Source organism: Prosthecobacter fluviatilis (genome assembly GCF_055388355.1).
The window spans coordinates 4114203-4133217 of the sequence record NZ_AP043782.1 but is presented as its reverse complement, the minus strand read 5'-3'; the positions used below and the strand labels follow the sequence as shown (position 1 = coordinate 4133217).

The following is a 19015-nucleotide window of genomic DNA, read 5'->3' as shown; positions in this document are numbered from 1 at the left end:
GCTTGGCTGAGACCTTCGGTGTCAATCCAGTCATAGGAACACAATCTTATGATTGATACGTAATATCTTTATGTTTTTACCGAGTTGACTTAAAACCTCGCCTTCCTCTAACATGCTGTCTTCAGGCTTTTTGCAGAGGTTGATAAGAAACAGCCCGCCATCCGTTCCCACCTGCTCATCTTCATCATGATCCTTGGTTTCCGAAAGTTTGGGGTTCTTTCCTGCGCCCTCGCCCTCTGCTCTCATGGCTTGCAAGCCCAGCAGCCACCCGCAGACCCTGAGCTGGCGTCTCTGCTGCTCGCCTATAAAACCAGAGTGACAGAGGATGTGCAGACACCGCTGTCCAAAGCCCAGATGGAGCTGGACCAAAACTACGCCCAGGCGCTGGATCGCGCCCAGCAGGACGCCACATTGAAGGGAAAGCTGGAGGAGGCAGAAGCCTTGCGTGCGGAAAAGTCGGCCGTGGCGGCAAACACCGGAGGCGATCTGCCTGCGCTTCCGCCGAAACTTCGGGAAATGGCCGCACTGAGAAAAAAATACCAGGACGCCGTTCAGGCGCTACGCACCAGCATGCAGCGCAAACTGGAACCGCTGCAGAAGGAACTGGTGCGGCAGCTCGAAGCTCTGGCGGTCAAAATGGTGCGTGCAGGCAAGACCGATGCGGCTCTGGAGGCAAGACAGCTGGCCAAAGACTATGCGGAGCAGCCCGGGGTCCTGGATGGGGAATGGCAGGATCAGACCAAAAAAGTCACCCCCAAGCCCAAAAACTTCCCTATCGTACTCAAGAAGGGCGACTCCATCAGCACCGTGATGAGTTTCAAACCGCCGGTCGAAATCGAGGTGGTGGCCAAAATCGAGAAGCTCGACCTCCGCCTCGGCTATGCGGCCGACCAGCTCATTTTCAACTGGGAAAGAAGGCCCGATGAGCTGCGCATCGACGGCGGTCCGGCAGACCGGATTTACACCCCCATGATGGGGGAGTTTCCCCAGAAAAAGTTTGCCGTGATCCGGTGGAGCGTGACGAAAGACCGCCAGACCATCTCGGTGGATGGCAAACAGCGGTTTGAGCATCAGGGGGACTATGCCGGCATCGACCGCCCGGTCAGCATCCTGGCCTACGGTTCCGAGGTCACGGTGCAATCCATCAAGACGCGCACGCCCGTCTCCTCGGCCACCCGTTGAGCCTTGGGGCTGCCTGGCCTTTGATTTCCCCCACTTTCCCCCTTGCCAAACACGTAACTTCTCCGAGACTCCCGCCCCTCTTGTCCGGAGGCCTTTTGGCTTTGCAGGACGAAAGCCCGCCGGGTGCCTCAGGAGTGGAGGTGCACGTGCGGTTCCCACCCAAACACTCGCAACCCGTAAACAACAGATAATGAGCGCAACAGCGACACTCGCAGACCTGATCGCAGGTTCTTTCCGCGAGCTTTCCGAAGGATCCATCGTCAAAGGCAAGATCCTCGAAATCAAACCCCAGGTCATCCTCGTCGATATCGGCTACAAGTCCGAAGGAGCCATCCCGGCGAACGAGTTTGAAGATGAAGACATCCAGGTCGGCGATGAGGTGGAAGTCCTCCTCGAACGCCTCGAAAACGACGAAGGCATGGTCGTCCTCTCCAAGGAGAAGGCAGCCCACCGTCAGAACTGGGAAAAGATCTACAACGTCTTCAAGGACGGCGGTCTCGTCAAAGGCAAGATCAAGAGCGTCGTCAAAGGCGGCCTCATGGTCAACGTCGGCGTCGAAGCCTTCCTCCCCGGCAGCCAGATCGACATCATCCCGCCGAAGGATCTCAACGAGTACGTCGGCAAGGTGTTCGAATTCAAGATCGTCAAGATCAACGACGAACGCAAAAACATCGTCCTTTCCCGCCGCGAAGTCATCGAGGCAGAGCGCGCCGAACAGCGCCAGAAGTTCCTCGACGGCGTCACCCCTGGCGACAAAGTCATCGGTATCGTCAAGAACATCACCGACTTCGGTGCGTTCGTCGATCTCAACGGCATGGACGGCCTGCTTCACATCACGGACATGTCCTGGGGCCGCCTCAACCATCCTTCCGAAATGCTCGGAATTGGGCAGAAAATCGAGGTCCAGATCCTCGAAGTCAACCGCGAGAAGGAGCGTGTCTCCCTCGGCCTCAAGCAGCTCCAGAACAACCCCTGGGAAAACATCGAAGCCCGCTACCCCGTGGGCCAGCGCGTGCGCGGCAAGGTCACCAAGCTGGTGGCTTACGGCGCATTCGTCGAAGTGGAAGAAGGCGTCGAAGGCCTCGTGCACGTCTCCGAGCTCTCCTGGACCAAGCGCATCGCCCGTCCTTCCGACGTTCTTACCGTCGGTCAGGAGATCGAGGCTTCCGTCCTTGGCATCAACAAGGAAGAGCGCAAGATCAGCCTTGGCGTCCGTCAGCTGGACACCAATCCTTGGGACGACATCGACAGCCGCTACCCGATCGGCACGCAGCTTAAGCGTCCGGTCCGCAACCTCACCGCTTACGGTGCGTTTGTGGAGCTGGAAGAAGGCATCGATGGCATGATCCACGTTTCCGACCTCAGCTGGACCCGCAAGATCAACCATCCTTCCGAGCTCCTCAAGAAGGGCCAGGAAGTGGACGCCGTCGTTCTCGGCATCGACAAGGCCAACCAGCGCATCAGCCTCGGCATGAAGCAGCTGGACACCGACCCATGGTCCATCATCGACACTCGCTTCAAGGTGGGCGACGTCGTGAAGGGCCGCGTGGCCAAGATCGCCTCCTTCGGCGCCTTCGTCGAACTGGAAGACGACATCGACGGCCTGGTGCACATCTCCCAGATCAGCGAAGACCGCATCGAGAAGGTGAAGGACAAGCTGAACGTTGGCGACGAAGTGGAAGCACGCGTCATCAAGGTGGACAAGGTGGAGCGCCGCATCGGCCTTTCCATCAAGGCCATGAACTACAGCGAAGCCGACATCCAGAAGGAAAGCCAGGCCTTCGAAGCTCTGCGCCCAAGCACCGACCTCGTCGGTCTGGAGCAGGCCTTCAAGTTCGCCACCGAAGAGTGGCGTCCAGGCGGCCAGTAATCCGCGATCTGAGACTCAACATCCAATCAACCACGAAGAGGGCACCGCGAGGTGCCCTCTTTTTTGTGCCGGTGAACGTATGGCAGGCTCGGCAGTTTAAACCATGCCTGTGAACCGCCGCCCGCTTCTCATCATCGCCCTGATCGTCTCGGCGCATGCGCTGGCCTCATGGCTTGCTTTCTCCTCCCGGCGGCTGGAGTGGCTGCAGATCGTCTCGGTCTCCTTCATCTACACCCTGCCCTGCAGCGTGGGGGCGCTGGTGTGCTTTCTGGGCTGCAAGCTCGACAGGCCAAGCCACTTCTGGGCCTATTTCGCCCCTGCGCTCAGCATGTTCCTTCCCGGCTTGTGCAGCTGGCTGCTGTGGATGGAGGCGCTGCTCTGCGTCGTGGTGGCTACGCCGGTTTTAATGTTCATGGCTTTCGTCGGAGGATTGATCATGAGCCTGATCTTGAAAAGGGCGGATCGCGGCAGGCTTTCAATGACCTTTTTTGTCCTGCTGCCTTATGCAGTCTCCCCGATCAAGCAGATGTGGCAGGCACCGCATGAAACACGCGTCATGCGGAATGCAGTCACCATCAAGGCCTCGCCACAGACGGTCTGGGATCAGATCTACCAAGTGCCGGCCATTCAGAAAAGCGAGCTTCCCGCCCAATGGATTTATGTCATCGGCTTCCCACGGCCTCTCGCAGCTGTGATCGACAGACAGGGTGTGGGCGGACGCCGGCATGCCACCTTTGAGCGCGATGTATCGTTCTTTGAAGTCGTCACCACCTGGGAGCCCCGGCACAAGCTCTCCTTCACCATCAAGGCCGACCCCGACTTCATCCCGCATACGGCGTTTGATCGCCACATCATCGTCGGCGGTCGTTTCTACGACGTGCTCGATGGCACCTATGAAATCGAGCCACACAGTGACGGCACCTGCATTCTGCATCTCAGCAGCACCCACCGGCTCTCCACACGCTTCAACAGCTATGCCGGATGGTGGAGCGAGTGGGTCATGAACCAGATCCAAGGCTCCATCCTGGAAGTCATCCGCAAACGCTGCGAAGCCCGTGCGAGCTGACAGGCTGCCTGCCATGCTGTAACAATCTTCTGACACTTTCCCTCTGACACCCCCAAATGAGGGGGTAAAATGGGGCGGAATGCCACCCGAGAGCCCGTCACCCACGTGGATGCCTCAAGAGACACGCCGCCGCTGGCTGCAGCGTGGCCTGCTGGCATTGCCAGCGGCGCTTGCAGGGTGCGTGGCTCCGGCAGGCTCGGCACTCGGTTTCTCAGCCCGCAAAAACCGTGCACAGTGGGAGTACCACAATCGCTTTCTCGCCTCCGGCGCACGCCTGCGTTTCCGCTCCCACAGCGCGCATGGCCGCCCCTTTACCTCCGGCATGGAGTACGTGTACCGCACTCACAAGCGCGATCCCCGCATCGGCTACGCGGTCAAAAATCTGGCCACCGGGCGATACCTCGCGGAGTTTCAGGCCGACAAACTCTTTGTCGGCGGCTCGATGCCCAAGCCCGCCGTGGCCGCAGTGCTGCTGGAAAAACGACGCGGCCACCTGACTCGCGAGGAATTCCAAAACGTCGTCTATGCCTGCGACCTCAGCAGGAACGAGTCGTGGTACTACCTCATGGCCCGTCTCACATCTGCGGACGAGCGCTACTTTGAGCGGAAGTACCACCTGCCAGATGTGCAGATCCTCAACAACTCGCAGTCACCGCGCTTTTACGCCGAGTTTTACGAGCGCTGCGTGAACTACCGCCTCGACTACGGCTGCGAGCTGCTGCTGGAGGCGATGCGCCGCGACCAGTACGGCCTCGGCCGCTGGGTCATGCCCGCCAGCATCACCTACATCGGCGGCAAGACGGGCAACTACGGCGAGTGGGACCACGAATCCCTTTTCTTCTATCACCGCAACACCCCCTACGCCATCGTCCTCTACACACGCGGCGGCTTCGCCCCGCGCAATGAACTCGGCTGCATGATGGGCGGCCTGTTCTGGGAATACTGCGCGTGACTACTCTCTGCCCGGCAGCACCTCCACCTCGATCTCCCGCACTTCCAGGGCACTCGTTGCAGGCGCAGAAACAGGAGCAGGCTCCAGCCAGGGAGAGCGTTTCGTGCCAGACGTAAGCTTGCGCCGCAGGGTGTAAAACAGCGCCGCACCGGCGGAGATGGCCAGCCCGGCCACAGCCACGGCGGCTCCCACCATGAGCAGGAGCGCGAGAAAGGCCACCGCACCCACGGCCAGCAGGCCCATGAGCAGCATGGCGGGCAGTCCCCGGATTTCAAATGTCCTCGGTCTCATGATGACAAGATGCGGCCTGCACGCGGGATGACAACCCGCATGTGGCCTCCGGCGGTTCCAGAACGCAGGCTAGTTTGTAGTCTGCTTTCTCCACGATCATTCAGCTTTCGGGAAAGTAGATGGGCAGGCACGAAGGACAGAGGGAATGCGTGAAGCTGACTTCCGTGTGTGCCGAGACATAGGCCTCAAGCCCATGCCAATCCCCGCTGCCATCGCGGATGTTTTTGCAGGCAGCACAGATGGGCAGCAGACCACGCAGGGTGCGCACTTCTGCCAGCGCCTCGTCTCTTTCTGTGATGGCACGTTCCAGCTGGGCCTCACGCATGCGCAGAGGCGTCACATCGGCCACGTGCACCCAGAATCCCCGCACCACTCCGCCCTCCACATCCGGCGTGTAGGTGGCGATGCTGTCTTTGGCCCCGCCTTGTGGAAGGGGTATATGCCGTTCGAACTGCTGGGGCTCACCACGGAGCGCACCCTGGATGTAGGGAAGATTCAATGCATACAAAGGCCCCAGAAGATCCTCCATGGACATGCCCAGCATTTCCGCCGGACTTTTTCCAAACCACTCGCGATAGGCCTCATTGGAGAACAGGCAACGCTGCTCTGCATCCCAGTAGGCCACCATGGCTGAAATTTGATTGACCGCTCTCAGGGCAAGTTGGGCTGGGTCTGCAGATTGGATGTCCATTCAGGATAGCTGTGTCGGTCCTCGCTCCGACACTTTCATATTGAGTAATCGTTCAAACTTCGCCTTCTTTCATTGCCCATGTCAGGCGCTCGTTTTGCCCCGTCATTTGAGCACGACTCCCGCCTCTCCCACTTCCCAGCCAAGGCCGCCTGCACGAATGGCCACAGCGGTGGCATTCTCCGGCCAGGGGGCGCTGAGCTGGTCTTTGAAAAAGGTTTCCCAGGTGAGCCATTTGCCGCCGATCTGCGCCTGCATCACCCACCAGCGAGTGGCGCTCATCCAGCGCACATCGCTGTGTTTCCACTCCACCGTCAGCCTGCCACCTGGCACCGTTTTGCCGACGATGGGCGCAGGCAGCTGCGTCTGGCTGAGCCATGGCGATGACGGCGGGATGGCATGCGGGGTGTAGGCCCGCTGCTTCACATACGTGCCGATCTTTCCAATGTCCTTGTGCAGCGCTCCAAAGTTCCAGTGAAAGTGGCCGGGTGTCATCTTCAGCCCGCGCTCCCGCAGCACACTCATCTGGTGCAGGATCTCGCCCGCATTGCGGTCGTCGCCGATTTTAGAGGTGTTCATCCCCGGCCAGATGTGGCGGCCCTGCGTGTTCTGCTCCAGCCACCAGTCGTAGTAGGTGATGAAGCCCAGCTTCGGCCGGTCGATCGTCCAATAAAGCTGCGGCGTGAAGTAGTCCACCCAGCCCTGCTGCAGCCACTTGAGCGAGTCCGCACCCAGATCCTCATACGGGTCCAGCCCGCCGCCGGTGCCTTCTGGGTAGTTGGGCCGCCAAAGGCCAAAGGGGCTGATGCCAAATTTCACGTACCTCTTGATGCCCTTGATCCCTTCGTACGTCGCGCGCACCACCTCGTCCACATTCTGCCGCCGCCAGGCCGTGAGCTCCAGCGTGCCGCCGGTGGCACGGTAGCGCGCATAGGAGGCGTCATCGGGAAACGGGACCTTCTTCTTCGCCGCGTCCATGATGGGGTACGGGTAAAAGTAGTCGTCGATGTGGATGCCATCCACATCGTAGCGGCGCGTCACATCCAGCATCACGTCCACCGCCTGCTTCCGCACCTCCGGCACGCCGGGGTCCATCCACCAGTCGATGTTGTACTTCATCGTCCACTCCGGGTGCCTGCGGCGGATGTGGTCAGCGCTCGGCGCGTGCTTTTCGCCCGCCAGAGCGCGGAAGGGATTGAACCACGCATGCAGCTCCATGCCGCGCTTGTGCGCCTCCGTCACCGCAAACTCCAGCGGATCCCAGCCGGGGGATTTGCCCATCTCTCCCGTGAGAAACGGCGACCACGGCTCCAGCTTCGACTCGTACATGGCATCGCCAGCGGGGCGCACCTGAAAGATGAGCGCATTCAGCCCCACCTTCGCTGCGGAGTCGATGAGGGTGAGGAGCTGGGCCTTCTGCTTGGCCACCGGCAGGCCCGGCTCGGAGGGCCAGTTAATATTCCGCACCGTCGCGATCCACGATCCCCGCAGCTCACGCGCAGGCGGCGGCACGCTCACGCCGCTCTGAGCATGCAGTATGGCGGCGGAGAGCAGGAAGAGGGTGAGCAGGAGGGTTGAACGCATGTGCTGTTAGAAAACGCTGCTACGACGATGTGTCGCTGAAATTTTCCACCACCCGCCGTATTCCTGCGGCATCATTCCAGCCACCACGCATGTCCCACCCTGTCCTCCCCATCCTCGCGCTCGGCTTAGCCCTGACCTCCTGCACCTCCATGCGCTCGCCCATCGTTCCTGGGGCCAAGCCCAAGGACCACGGAGCCATAGGCGCGACGGAAGGCCCCGCCTGGAAAGACGGCTCCCTCTACTTCACCGATGGCCAGCACATCAACCGCCTCGGCCCCGACGGCAAAACCACCGTCTTCCGCCACAACTCCTCCAACGGCCTCCTCTTCGACAAAGAAGGCCGCCTCGTCGCCTGCGAAACCAAAAACCGCCGCGTCACACGCACGGAGAAAGATGGCAGCATCACCGTGCTGGCGGACCGGTTTGAAGGGAAGCGCTTCAATTCACCGAACGACCTCTGCATGGACTCCAAGGGGCGGATCTACTTCACGGATCCGCGATATGGATCTCGCGAGGGAATGGAGATCCTGGAAGAGACCATTTTTACAGCGCTGTTGAACAGACCTCCGCTGCCCGTCGAGGGTATCTATCGTATCAATCGGGAAGCTCATTTGCCGGATGGCCTATGTGCCTATGCTTATGACATCCCGAATGTCACCCGCATCCGTTGCGATCATGCTGAACGCCCCAACGGCATCCTCATCTCCCCTGACGACCGCTACCTCTACATCGCCGACAACAACAACAACACCCACGGCGGTTCTCGCAAACTCCTGCGCTACACGCTGGATAAAAACGGCGACGTCAAGCCCGGCTCCCGCAAAGTCCTCTTCGACTGGAAAGACGGCCGTGGCCCCGATGGCATGAAGATGGACAGCGCAGGCCGCATCTACGTCGCCGCCGGCACGAACAAGGCCACCGAATTCGAAAACACCAGCTTCAAGGCAGGCTGCTACATCCTCTCTCCCTCCGGCCGCCTGCTTGACTTCATCCCCGTGGCTCCGGACGAATGCTGCAACTGCGCCTTTGGTGGCAAGGATGGCAAGACGCTCTTCATCACCTCCGGCAGCCATCTCTGGAGCGTGCCGCTGCGCTGAGGCCGAGGGGGCAGGAACCAGATGATCCCGCGTCAAATTTGCGGTACTTTGGCGGATCCAGGACGTTTCCTACATTCCCCCAATGCCTTTTGTTTCTCGTCTGTTTTCGTGTCGCCATTCTCCGCTGCTGCCACGGGCCGCTGGCCTGTGTCTGGCGCTTGTCTCTGCACCACCCGCCTCGGCTGCTGACAAAGGCCGGGAGGCCTTTCTGGACCAGTACTGCGTGGAGTGCCACGACGCGGATACTAAGAAGGGCAACCTCGACCTCACCGCGCTGAAGTTTGACCTCAAGAACCCCAAGCCCTTCGCGGAATGGGTGAAGGTGCATGATCGTGTGCGCGATGGCGAGATGCCACCCAAGAAAAAGAAGACCCAGACTGCACCGCAGGAGGTGACGGCCTTTCTCAAAGACCTCGCGCAGCCCATGACCGCCGCCGATCAGGAGCGCACCACCAAGGAAGGCCGCACCACCTGGCGGCGCATGAACCGTCTGGAGTATGAAAACACCCTGCGCGATCTCCTTTCCGCCCCGTGGCTGCAGATCAAGGACAAGCTGCCGGAGGACGGCGAGGCCAGCCGCTTCAACAAGATCGGCGACGCGCTGGATGTCTCCCACGTGCAGATGGCGCGCTATCTCGGCGCCGCTGATTACGCGCTGCGCGAGGTCATGGCCTCGCAGCTCTCGCGCCCGGAGTCAAAGACCAAGCGCTACTACACACGCTCTGACTCCTCGCTGGTGCGGCGCATGAAGTTCAGCGAGTTCAACCGCAGCCCTGAGCGCGCCACCTTCCCCGTACTGGGCACGCAGGCGCAGCCAGACGTCCGCGCAGGCACCGCACCGCCCACCGTCGGAGCCAAGGACCCCAAGGTGCGCGAGCAGGAGGCCATCGGCACCGTGGCCAGCAGCTACGAGCCCATCGAGCTGAAGTTCACCGTGTTCAAAGCCCCCATGTCCGGGCACTACAAGCTGCGCTTCAGCGGCTACTCCGTGTGGGTGGGGCCGGGACCTGCCAAGAGCTGGTGGCGGCCCAATCTGGACGTGGTCTCCAAAGGCCGCCGCCCCGAGCCTGTCACGATCTACTCCGAGCTGCCACCGCGTCAGCTCCGTTTGCTCGGCAGCTTTGACTTTGGCACGGACCCCACCGTGCAGGAGATCGACACCTACCTGCTCAAGGGCGAGCTGATCCGCTACGACGCGGTGCGCCTTTTCCGCTCACGCCCTCCTGCGTTTCACAATCCCCTCGCCACTCACGAAGGCCAGCCCGGACTGGCCATGCAGTGGATGGAAGTCCAGGGCCCCATCCTCGAAAGCTGGCCCATGGCCGGGCATCACGTGCTGTTTGATGACCTGCCCATCCGCCGCAAGGACAAGAACGCCAAGGTGGAGGTCACCCCCAAAGATGCCGCCGATACCGAGCGCCTGCTGCGCCGCTTCATGCAGCGCGCCTATCGCGAACCCTTCGCCGATGAGGAGGTGCAGCGGTTTCTTCGCGTCATCGAAGCCGCGCGCAAAGCAGGCAGCGACTTTGCCGACTCCATGATCGCCGGCTACACCGCCGTGCTGTGCTCGCCCAAGTTTGTCTGCCTCGAAGAAAAACCCGGCCGTCTGGACAATGCCGCCGTCGCCACCCGTCTCTCCTGCTTCCTCTGGAACTCAGCTCCCGATGACGAGCTGCGTGCCGCCGACCTGAGCAAGCCCGAGGTGCTGCGCGCGCAAACCGAGCGCCTGCTGGCCGATGCGCGTGCGCGCCGCTTTGTGGACGCCTTCCTCGATTACTGGCTGGACCTGCGCAAAGCCAACGCCACCTCTCCCGACGCCACGCTCTACCCCGACTACTACCTGGACGATCTGCTGGTGGAGTCCGCCACCCAGGAGACCCAGCTCTTCTTTGCCGAGCTGCTGAAAAACAATCTGCCTGCACGCCATCTCGTCGCCTCAGACTTTGCCATGCTCAATGAGCGCCTGGCCGCACACTACGGCCTGCCTGCGGTGGATGGTGTGAAGCTGCAGCGGATCTCCCTGCCCAAAGACAGCCCGCGCGGCGGACTCATGACGCAGGCCAGTGTGCTCAAAGTGACCGCCAACGGCACCACCACCAGCCCCGTGCAGCGCGGTGCGTGGATCATGGAGCGCCTGCTGGGCAAGCCCCCGCCTCCACCACCGGCCAGCGTGCCTGCCATCGAGCCTGATACACGCGGTGCCCACACCATTCGCGAGCAGCTCGCCGCGCATCGCAAGCTGGAGACCTGCGCCGCCTGCCACGCCAAGATCGACCCCGCCGGATTTGCACTGGAAAGTTTCGACGTCATGGGCGGCTGGCGCGACAACTACCGCGCCCTCGGCGAAGGCGGCACTCCTCCTCCCGGCTACGGCAAGAACGGCCAGCCCTTCACCTTCCACCCCGCGCAGCCGGTCGATGCCAGCGGCACGCTGCCGGATGGCCGCAACTTCAAGGACATCCGCGAGCTCAAACAGCTGCTGCTTGCCGATGAAGATCAAATCGCCCGCAATCTGCTGCGCCAGCTCGTCACCTACGCCACCGGCGCACCCGTTCAGTTTGGCGACCGCCCGGCCATCGAGCAGATGCTCGCCGCCACCAAGGCTGAAGGCCATGGCGTGAAATCCCTGATACATCAGATCGTGCAAAGCACGTTGTTTCAAAGCAAGTAATCCCCATGAGCAGCCCCACCCCCTCGGTTTTCATCTCCACGCAGCGTGGTGTTTCACGCCGGCAGTTCCTGCGCGCCTCCGGCATCGGCATGGCACTGCCGTTTCTGGAGGCCATGCAGCCCGCGTTTTCCCGTGCTGCTGCCAAGCAGGAGCCACCGCGCCGCTTCCTCGGTGTGTGCAACAATCTCGGCCTGCTGCCGGAAAAGTTCTTTCCTGCTCTGACCTCCACCGGGCGCGACTACCAGCTCTCGCCTTACCTGGAGGTGCTCAAGGCGCACCGCAATGACTTCACCGTCTTCAGCGGCGTCTCGCATCCGGACGTGGATGGCGGCCATCCGGCGGACAACTGCTTCCTCACCGCCGCGCCGCATCCGGGCAGCGGCGGCTTTCGCAACACCATCTCCTTTGATCAGTTCGCGGCAGAGCGCATAGGCCATCTCACGCGCTTTCCCTCGCTCACACTCGGCGTCAATGTTTCGCAGGGCAGCCGCAGTCTCTCGTGGACGGGCAGCGGCGCGCTGATTCCCTGCGAGGAAAAACCCTCCGAGGTCTTCCGCCGTCTCTTCCTGCAGGGCTCGCCCAAGGAGATCGCCGAGCAGGAGCGCCGCCTCGCGCTGGGGCAGAGCATCATGGACGCCGTGGCCGGACAGGCCAAAAGCCTGGAACGCGATCTCGGCGCGCATGACCGCGAGCGGCTGGATCAATATTTTACCGGCGTGCGCGATCTGGAGCAGCGCCTCGGCAAATCCCGCGAGTGGGAGCACAAGCCCAAGCCCGCCGTGAAAACCAAGCAGCCCGCCGACCCCGCCAGCCCGGTGGACTACATGGAGAAAACGCGCCTCATGTACGACATGGCGCGCCTGGCCTTTGAGACCGACCGCACCCGCATGATCACCCTCATGCTGGACAGCGTGAACTCCCCCACCATCGAGGTGGAGGGTGCCGAGATCAGCGACGGCTACCACAGCCTGTCACATCATGGCAAGTCGCCCAAGAAGCTCGCGCAGCTCGAAAGCATCGACCGCGAGCACATGCGCCTGCTGGGCCAGCTTTTCACCGGCCTCAAGTCCACCAAGGAAGGCGGCGCCACCGTGCTGGACCGCTCCATGATCCTCTACGGCAGCAACCTCGGCAACGCCAGCACCCACGTCACCACCAACCTCCCCGTGCTCTTCGCCGGCGGCGGTTTCAAACACGGCCAGCACCTCGTCTTCGACACCGAGCGCAACTACCCCCTGCCCAACCTCTTCGCCTCCATGCTGGAACGTCTCGGCCTCGAAGAAAACCCCTTCGCCAGCAGCACCGGCACCATGCGCGGCCTGGAGCTGGTGTGATGCCTCACACGCCATGAATGCCACGCACGCTCTCGCCCTCCTGCTGCTTGGCAGCCCCTGCCTGCAGGCGCAGGAGCTTCCGGACATCCGCAGCGTGCCGCCAGATCTCGAAGCGCCCACCTTGAGCGATGGTCCGCCCGCTCCCGGCAAACGCGTGAAGCTCACGCTGGATTCCCAAAAAGGCACGGGCGTTTACAACGTGCTTTATCTTCCCACCGACTGGAAACCCGACGCCAAAATGCCTGTGATCGTCGAGCTCGCAGGCAACGGCAACTTCAAGAGCAAGCAGGGCGACGTGAGCACCGGCGTGCCCGAAGGCAGCAACCTCGGCTACGGCCTCTCCGCCGGCAAAGGCTTCATCTGGCTCTGCGCACCCTATTTGAACGGCAAGGGCGATGAAATCGCCATCACCTGGTGGGGCACGCCTCCCACCTACGATCCGCAGCCCACATTGAAGCACCTGCGCGAGGCCGTGAAATCCGTGTGCCACGACTTCGGCGGCGATTCATCCAAAGTCCTCCTCTGCGGCTTCTCGCGCGGAGCCATCGCCTGCAACTACCTCGGCCTCCACGACGACGAAACCGCCAGCCTCTGGTGCGGCTTCCTGGCCTACAGCCACTACGACGGCGTCCGCAAATGGCCCTATCCAAACTCAGACCGCAACTCCGCCCTGACCCGTCTCCAACGACTTGGCAAACGGCCCCAGTTCATCTGCGGCGAAGGCTCCAACGCCCAGGAAACCGAATCCTACCTCCGCCCTCTCCTGCCAGACGCCGACCTCACCTTCCTCAGCACCGGCTTCCTCAATCACAACGACGCCTGGACGCTGCGGCCAAGCCCGGCGAGGGAGAAAGCGCGTGAGTGGTTGAACCGCGTCATTTCTGGCCGCCCAGCAAATCCCAGGCCTTGAAGAGCTTCATGCCCTGCTGCGGGTTGATCATCTTCACGTAGCCCAGCATGCCGCTGACCCAGCCCGCAAAGTTGTCATGCCCGATGCGGTTCTGCGCGGCAATGCCGGTCTTCTGCGCCTGATGCAGGATGGCGCGCAGACGGCGGCGGGTTTTGCGGTCCACGTTGCAGCGGTCATTCACCACCACACCGGTGACACTCTGCTGTGCGTTGCGTCGCTGGATGCGGGTCTTGGCTTCGTTGACCTCAAAGTGCTCGTCCTTCACGATGTTGTGCAGGCGGCTGAGAATCAGCGCGGTTGCCTTCGCAGACTCACCCCGGGCGGAGAAGGTGAGGTCGTCTGCGTAGCGCGTGTAGGTCCAGCCATGCCTGGCCGCCAGCGCAGCAAAGCGCAGGTCCAGCTTGCGTGCGCACAGGTTGCTCAGCGCCGGGCTGGTGCAGGCTCCCTGCGGCAGTGCGCGCGGACCAGTGGCTACGTGAAATGTCTGCCCGTCGTAGGACACGGTGCGGCGCGGGCACTCCGTGCACAGAAGGGCGAGGACGGTGGAGACTGCGGGCGAATATCCGAGCTGCTGAAAGATGCCCCGCACGCGCGGAAAGGTGATGCTGGGAAAGAAGTCCTTCAGGTCCGCATTCAAGACCACGTCTTTGCCAGTGTGCGAGCGTGCATTCGTCAGCGTGCCGCGCTCACGCACAAAGCCGTGCGCCACACCGCTCACAGGCACACGCTCCAGAATATTCTGCAAAATCCAGCGCTGCGCACGCGCGAGATCCGCATGCGGTGTGGAGATCTCACGCATGCCACCGCTCTTCTTGGGAATCTGAAACCGGATGTAATGCGTGACCACAGCCACCTCGGCATGGAAAGCCAGCCAGCGCAGGCGCTTGATGGGAAGCTCCAGGGCAGCGGCGAGTTCCGCCGGAGTCGCGAGCACCGGCAGCTTTGCCTCCTGAAGTTTTTCCACATGAGATCTGCGGTCTGCCAGACCTCCCGAGACACCGCGCCCCAGAAAGATGATGTCGGTGGCCCTACGCTGTACGATGGCGGCCTCACGTTCCGCCCTGCGTGCGGCGGATTCGGCCTTCTTCTGGCGTTTCAGCTCAGCCTTGGCGGCCTTGTCCGCATTGACGGCGGCCTGGCCCTGATGGCGCACGCCATCATAACTCGGCCGCAGCTCCTCCATCTTCAGCCCGATTTCGTGGATCTCCGCCAGCTCCTCTGGCGTGATGAGCCCCTCGCCCACCATGGCGCGGTCGATCATGAGCGTGCGCTCATCGGTGGCGGGCGGGATCACGCTTTGACGGCCAAAGGCAAAAAGATTGCTCCAGAGAGGCCTCCCCATCGCCTTCGCCTGCTTCTTCGTCTCAGCGGTGGAAATGCCAGCAAAGACGTCTGAGTCGAGCTGCGCCAGAGTCTTCTTTTTGACCGGCTGCGGAGTGGCGCTCACCTGCGGCACAGTGTTGTGCCGGGGGCTGGTGGAAGGCCGGGGATGAGCCGGCGGCTGGCCGGGCTGATCACGCCCAAGGAGTCGTCTGATGAAGCTGAGGAGTCCCATGCTGTGCGCGGACCGACGGCTGATGTTTCGAGATTTTCCGGGAGGGGCGCATGCGTCACTGACTACTTGCTCAGGACCAAGTCCGTTCACTCAGGCCACTGTCGCTACCCGACGCGTGAGAACGTTCGGGTTGCCGTGGCCAAGCGTCGGGTAGCGACAGTGGCCATCCGAACAACGGGCTTGGGGATGCATGGACGGGCAGCTTCATTCGCGGCGGAACACCGCAAGGATGGTCTCAGTGAGCATGCGTCCCCTCTCGGGAAATGTGGAAAGATCGTGTTTCGGTGGTGGCGGCCTCCGTGGTTAGGGGTTCGTGCGAAACCCCGACCAGAGCCTCTCATACAGAGACGGCGCGCCTGGGTCAACGGGGTTCAAAAGTTTGCGGCGGAAGGCGATGAGGTGGCGGCACGGCCCTTTCCTCAGCCCTCCTTTGAAATGGTGGGAGCAGTCGCACTTCGCGCGCCGCATCATGCCATCGCGGTCCAGCAGCAGCTCGACCTCGCGCTTTTGCACGGTGCCGGTGTGCAGCCTGGTGTCATTGGGGGCGTCAGTGCTGCTCAGCACACGCACATCACGGTCTGGGATGTCACGCGCAGCTTCGGCCTCGGCATTCGGCGGCCCCATCTGCTCCTCTCCCAGCACCTGCGGCATGATCTGGCGCCAGCGGTACACCTGATGCGGCAGGTCGTAGATCACTTGCCCGGAATGCGCCAGATGTTTCAGCGCCGCAGTCGTCATGGCCTCTGCGGCACCGCAGGCACTGGCGAGTGTGGCCAGAGAAGCCGACTGCTGCTGCCTCAGCGCGGCGGCGGCTTTGTCGATCAAATCTTTCCCTGGCTCCTGCGGTGGCAGCAGCAGATCCAGCGCACTGCCACGCGTCCAGTCATTGGTGGTCCAGCCGGAGAGCCCCAGCGTGAGCTTCATCGGCCCCATGTGCGCGATCCACATGGACGGCAGCCCGGTCCCAAGCAGGCAAACCTCCACGCGATCAATGAGCGGCAGCAGGCGCGCCAGTGTGAGCAGGCGGCGCACGCCCCACACGCGGATGGGCTCCATCGACTGCGCACACGGTGGCGCGCCACGGTCGGTGATGCGCTGCTCCCACGGCTCCAGCACCAGCTCCGGCGCGCGCCCTTCCACAATCTCAAATCGCAGCGCGCGCGGGCTGCGCGGGGCCTTGTGCCGACGCAGCCAGGCCAGCAGAGAATACAGCCCCTGACGCGAAAGAGTGACGCGCCGCATCGGCAGCGTCATCGCACCCTGGAGCTGCATGAAACCACGCAGCCAGCCAGTGGGCAGATCGATCTTCTCCTCACGATAATCCTCACCTCCCTGGACTTTGACCTCAAAGCCGGAGGGGTCCACGTGGAAACGCGCCGGCTGGTAGGTGCGCAGCGTCTGGAAATGGTGAAACAGATCCCAGGAGTAGTCCACGTTCGTGGTGCCGCACTGCACGCCCGCCGCTGAGCTAAAGCATTCATCGCGCTCCACGCTCAGGCAGCCGTAGCTCGACTCATCCGCGCTGAAGCATTCAAAGAACACCACATCCGGTGCCACGGTGATCACCGGATCACACGGCATGAGCAGGCGCCAAAGCTCCTGATCATGGCGGCGCAGATGGTCTGCGTATTTCAGCCGTGCGTTCCAGTAGCGTTTGCGCGCCTTGTCAAACTGCCGCTCAAAATCACGCGGCAGCGGCGTCCGCTGCTTCGTCTCCATTTCCTGCCGGGCCTCGCGCACCGCTTCGGTGCGGATGGCAGTCAGCCGCTGCTGCTCTCCCTTTCTCCACTCCTCATAGGCGGTCTTGTCACGCGGCTTGAAGCGCAGATCGTTGATCACCACATCATGCAGTGCGGAGATCGCCTCGCGGAAGTGCAGCGGGTTTTTCAGCGCCGCATCAAAGGCCACCACGTCCCGCTTCAAATTCGGTGCCAGAGACACGATCTGCCCGCCGCCTGCTTCAGCGACATGACTTCGACCCCGGTATGCAAAGGTGATGTTCATGCGGCGGTCTTGAGAAGAGTTTCCGCCGCAGGCTGCAGCACCAGTTCTGGCAGTGCCGCAGCGATCGCGCTTTCCAGCTCCGGCCTTCTGGCGAGAAGGGACATCACCGCCGCCAGCGCCGCACGCGCCTCAGGGCCGCGGATGGAGCGCACCGTGGCCACCAGCACCGGCAGCAGTTTTTCATTCGGCGTGGCTGCCAGAGTCGCCGCAATCTGCCGCAGCGCCTTCAGCTTCTGCCTGCCACCGCGGTTCACATCCAGCAGCACGCTGGTCCACACGGGCGCCAGATCATCCGCCCCCACCGGCGGCTTGCTGGCACGCAGGGCCAGCGCATCAATCATGCGGGTGCGCAGGTCTGCATACGGCGTCTCCGCCAGCCGGCTCCACAGCGCGGCGTCCGGCCAGCCGGGAGAATTTTCCTGCTCCATCCAGGCCCAGGCACCCTCGCGAATGCCTGCATTCGCACTGTCAAAAAAGCGGCACACGGCAGGCATCTGATACACCTCCGCCGTCCCTAATTGAGCCAATGCCCAGCGTGCGATGTCACCGCCAATCCCCAGACACTGGGCGCGCCACAGACCCGTGATGACCTCGCGCTCTTTGCCATCTCGTGGAGTTGTCTTTTCCAGAAGACGCAGCCCCAGCCGTGCAATCGGTGTGGCCTTCGCCAGTGCGATCTCCACCCGCTGCGCCAGCGTGATGCGCTCGTCACGAACGTGCTTGAGCATGGCATCACAGAGCAGCTGCGCCACGCGCGGGTTTTCGCACTTCAGCAGTTTCAGCCAGGTCTCCAGCGGCCAGCTGGCCGCATCCGCGCACTCGGCCAGCAGACGCGCGCCGTAGCTTTGCACCTCTTCATCGTCATGCGCGAGCATGCGTGTCAAAATGTCTGCTGCTGGCGCTGCTGAAATCGTTCTGGCCAGTTCCTGATGCCAAGCCAGTGCCCAGACGCGCACCAGCCGCGACTGCGCCATCACGATGAGCTCCAGCGCCGCCACCACTCCGGCGGGCGTGCGCCAGTGCTGCGAAAACGCCGGCTCCGGCTTCAGATCCGCCAGCGTGCGACCTTCCTTCAGCACGGCCCTCAGGCTGCTGAACTCCACTGCCGGGCTCTCACCATGCAGCGCATGCATCAGGCTCCAGCTGTCCAGCAGGTTTTCCCCCGCTGCGAGGTCTGCATCCTGAAACGCCGCCAGTCCAGGCACCACAGCCGCGAGGTAGCGCGACCCGTCGTTGAACCCCAGTTTGCGGAAGTAGCGCCACACCCGCCGCTGCAGGTAGTGGCGGGTGCGGTATTTGAAGAGCCGAAACTTCTCCAGCTTCTTTGGAGTGATGTATTTCGACATCGTTTTTGCCAGCACATTGCGCGGCGTCTGAAGCACCTCGGACTGGATCATCACCCGTGTGGCGCGGTCCCATTCAAAACTCCTGCCGCGGACCCGCCGCACCAGCCGGTCAAATGCCATCAGGCAGCGTGCCATCACGGCGTCGTCTCCCCGGGTTTCGGCCGCCTTGAACAGGCGCTTTACCACCACCTGATGCCCCGCCTGGTCAAACGGCAGCTCAAAATAGCGCTGCATCATCGTGCGTGCCCAGGGGCGCGGATCATTCTTCCACCTGTCCGCCAGACCCGCGAGCGCCTTGGGTTCCCTCATGCCTCGAATCGTCTCCAGAAACGCATCCGCACCTGCGCTGAGTTGTTCCTCAGCCAGCAGATGCATGCCCCGTTGATCGCTCGATTTTTCCACGTGCGCGGAGTTTGTAAAAGAAGCGAAAAAGCGTCAATAAAAACCGGAGCATCAATGCAAAAA

The 19015-nt window shown here is 62.2% G+C and carries 15 protein-coding genes; 8 read left to right on the top strand and 7 right to left on the bottom strand.

Annotation, left to right across the window (positions count from 1 at the left end):
- Window positions 1-30 precede the first annotated feature (30 nt).
- Window positions 31-246 (bottom strand): hypothetical protein, encoded by a 216-nt coding sequence (locus ACZ5WW_RS16220; RefSeq protein WP_377166387.1) that lies wholly within the window; start codon window positions 244-246, stop codon window positions 31-33.
- 3 nt (window positions 247-249) lie between these two features.
- Between ACZ5WW_RS16220 and ACZ5WW_RS16215 the strand changes: the two genes are divergently transcribed.
- The 4 genes from ACZ5WW_RS16215 to ACZ5WW_RS16200 all read left to right on the top strand — a co-directional run bounded on the left by ACZ5WW_RS16215 (window position 250) and on the right by ACZ5WW_RS16200 (window position 5070).
- Complete coding sequence (locus ACZ5WW_RS16215) at window positions 250-1182, top strand: hypothetical protein (RefSeq protein ID WP_377166389.1); 933 nt, start codon at window positions 250-252, stop codon at window positions 1180-1182.
- 190 nt (window positions 1183-1372) lie between these two features.
- The gene (gene rpsA / locus ACZ5WW_RS16210; protein WP_377166391.1) at window positions 1373-3052 is read left to right on the top strand and encodes a 30S ribosomal protein S1; all 1680 of its coding nucleotides are present in this window, start codon (window positions 1373-1375) and stop codon (window positions 3050-3052) included.
- Between the two features lie 109 nt (window positions 3053-3161).
- The gene (locus ACZ5WW_RS16205; RefSeq protein ID WP_377166393.1) at window positions 3162-4118 is read left to right on the top strand and encodes an SRPBCC family protein; all 957 of its coding nucleotides are present in this window, start codon (window positions 3162-3164) and stop codon (window positions 4116-4118) included.
- A gap of 109 nt (window positions 4119-4227) precedes the next feature.
- Window positions 4228-5070, top strand: a complete 843-nt coding sequence (locus tag ACZ5WW_RS16200) for a serine hydrolase (RefSeq protein WP_377166395.1) — start codon at window positions 4228-4230, stop codon at window positions 5068-5070.
- Here the strand turns inward: ACZ5WW_RS16200 and ACZ5WW_RS16195 are convergent, their stop codons facing one another.
- The 3 genes from ACZ5WW_RS16195 to ACZ5WW_RS16185 form a co-directional block, all read right to left on the bottom strand.
- Entirely contained in the window at window positions 5071-5361 is a 291-nt protein-coding gene (locus tag ACZ5WW_RS16195) for a hypothetical protein (RefSeq protein ID WP_377166397.1), read from the bottom strand.
- 100 nt (window positions 5362-5461) lie between these two features.
- The gene (locus ACZ5WW_RS16190; RefSeq protein ID WP_377166399.1) at window positions 5462-6052 is read right to left on the bottom strand and encodes a PAS domain-containing protein; all 591 of its coding nucleotides are present in this window, start codon (window positions 6050-6052) and stop codon (window positions 5462-5464) included.
- A 102-nt stretch (window positions 6053-6154) separates the two neighbouring features.
- Entirely contained in the window at window positions 6155-7633 is a 1479-nt protein-coding gene (locus ACZ5WW_RS16185; protein ID WP_377166401.1) for a glycoside hydrolase family 10-like protein, read from the bottom strand.
- 89 nt (window positions 7634-7722) lie between these two features.
- On the opposite strand from ACZ5WW_RS16185, the gene ACZ5WW_RS16180 reads away from it, so the two are divergent.
- The 4 genes from ACZ5WW_RS16180 to ACZ5WW_RS16165 all read left to right on the top strand — a co-directional run bounded on the left by ACZ5WW_RS16180 (window position 7723) and on the right by ACZ5WW_RS16165 (window position 13645).
- A complete protein-coding gene (locus ACZ5WW_RS16180; protein WP_377166403.1) occupies window positions 7723-8730 on the top strand; it encodes an SMP-30/gluconolactonase/LRE family protein in 1008 nt (335 codons plus the stop codon).
- 82 nt (window positions 8731-8812) lie between these two features.
- Window positions 8813-11401, top strand: a complete 2589-nt coding sequence (locus ACZ5WW_RS16175) for a DUF1588 domain-containing protein (protein WP_377166405.1) — start codon at window positions 8813-8815, stop codon at window positions 11399-11401.
- A 5-nt stretch (window positions 11402-11406) separates the two neighbouring features.
- Window positions 11407-12735, top strand: coding sequence for a DUF1552 domain-containing protein (locus tag ACZ5WW_RS16170; protein ID WP_377166407.1), 1329 nt, complete (start codon window positions 11407-11409; stop codon window positions 12733-12735).
- A 13-nt stretch (window positions 12736-12748) separates the two neighbouring features.
- Entirely contained in the window at window positions 12749-13645 is an 897-nt protein-coding gene (locus tag ACZ5WW_RS16165; protein WP_377166409.1) for a hypothetical protein, read from the top strand.
- Here ACZ5WW_RS16165 and ACZ5WW_RS16160 read toward each other — a convergent pair.
- The 3 genes from ACZ5WW_RS16160 to ACZ5WW_RS16150 form a co-directional block, all read right to left on the bottom strand.
- Complete coding sequence (locus ACZ5WW_RS16160; protein WP_377166411.1) at window positions 13611-15200, bottom strand: reverse transcriptase domain-containing protein; 1590 nt, start codon at window positions 15198-15200, stop codon at window positions 13611-13613. The two genes, ACZ5WW_RS16165 and ACZ5WW_RS16160, sit on opposite strands and share 35 nt — an antisense overlap.
- Window positions 15201-15503: 303 nt before the next feature.
- On the bottom strand, window positions 15504-17204 hold the full coding sequence (locus ACZ5WW_RS16155; RefSeq protein WP_377166413.1) for a metal-binding protein: 1701 nt from the start codon (window positions 17202-17204) through the stop codon (window positions 15504-15506).
- Window positions 17201-18925 carry a hypothetical protein gene (locus ACZ5WW_RS16150; RefSeq protein WP_377166415.1) on the bottom strand — a complete coding sequence of 575 codons (1725 nt, stop codon included), beginning with the start codon at window positions 18923-18925 and terminating at the stop codon, window positions 17201-17203. Before ACZ5WW_RS16150 ends, ACZ5WW_RS16155 begins: the two co-directional genes overlap by 4 nt.
- Window positions 18926-19015: the final 90 nt, after the last annotated feature.

What these genes read in the sequence shown, in the direction of transcription:
- ACZ5WW_RS16220 (WP_377166387.1), bottom strand. Translation starts at nt 246, where the DNA reads ATGAGAGCAGAGGGCGAGGGCGCAGGAAAGAACCCCAAACTTTCGGAA.
- rpsA (WP_377166391.1), top strand. Translation starts at nt 1,373, where the DNA reads ATGAGCGCAACAGCGACACTCGCAGACCTGATCGCAGGTTCTTTCCGC.
- ACZ5WW_RS16200 (WP_377166395.1), top strand. Translation starts at nt 4,228, where the DNA reads ATGCCTCAAGAGACACGCCGCCGCTGGCTGCAGCGTGGCCTGCTGGCA.
- ACZ5WW_RS16195 (WP_377166397.1), bottom strand. Translation starts at nt 5,361, where the DNA reads ATGAGACCGAGGACATTTGAAATCCGGGGACTGCCCGCCATGCTGCTC.
- ACZ5WW_RS16190 (WP_377166399.1), bottom strand. Translation starts at nt 6,052, where the DNA reads ATGGACATCCAATCTGCAGACCCAGCCCAACTTGCCCTGAGAGCGGTC.
- ACZ5WW_RS16185 (WP_377166401.1), bottom strand. Translation starts at nt 7,633, where the DNA reads ATGCGTTCAACCCTCCTGCTCACCCTCTTCCTGCTCTCCGCCGCCATA.
- ACZ5WW_RS16180 (WP_377166403.1), top strand. Translation starts at nt 7,723, where the DNA reads ATGTCCCACCCTGTCCTCCCCATCCTCGCGCTCGGCTTAGCCCTGACC.
- ACZ5WW_RS16175 (WP_377166405.1), top strand. Translation starts at nt 8,813, where the DNA reads ATGCCTTTTGTTTCTCGTCTGTTTTCGTGTCGCCATTCTCCGCTGCTG.
- ACZ5WW_RS16170 (WP_377166407.1), top strand. Translation starts at nt 11,407, where the DNA reads ATGAGCAGCCCCACCCCCTCGGTTTTCATCTCCACGCAGCGTGGTGTT.
- ACZ5WW_RS16165 (WP_377166409.1), top strand. Translation starts at nt 12,749, where the DNA reads ATGAATGCCACGCACGCTCTCGCCCTCCTGCTGCTTGGCAGCCCCTGC.
- ACZ5WW_RS16160 (WP_377166411.1), bottom strand. Translation starts at nt 15,200, where the DNA reads ATGGGACTCCTCAGCTTCATCAGACGACTCCTTGGGCGTGATCAGCCC.
- ACZ5WW_RS16155 (WP_377166413.1), bottom strand. Translation starts at nt 17,204, where the DNA reads ATGAACATCACCTTTGCATACCGGGGTCGAAGTCATGTCGCTGAAGCA.
- ACZ5WW_RS16150 (WP_377166415.1), bottom strand. Translation starts at nt 18,925, where the DNA reads ATGCATCTGCTGGCTGAGGAACAACTCAGCGCAGGTGCGGATGCGTTT.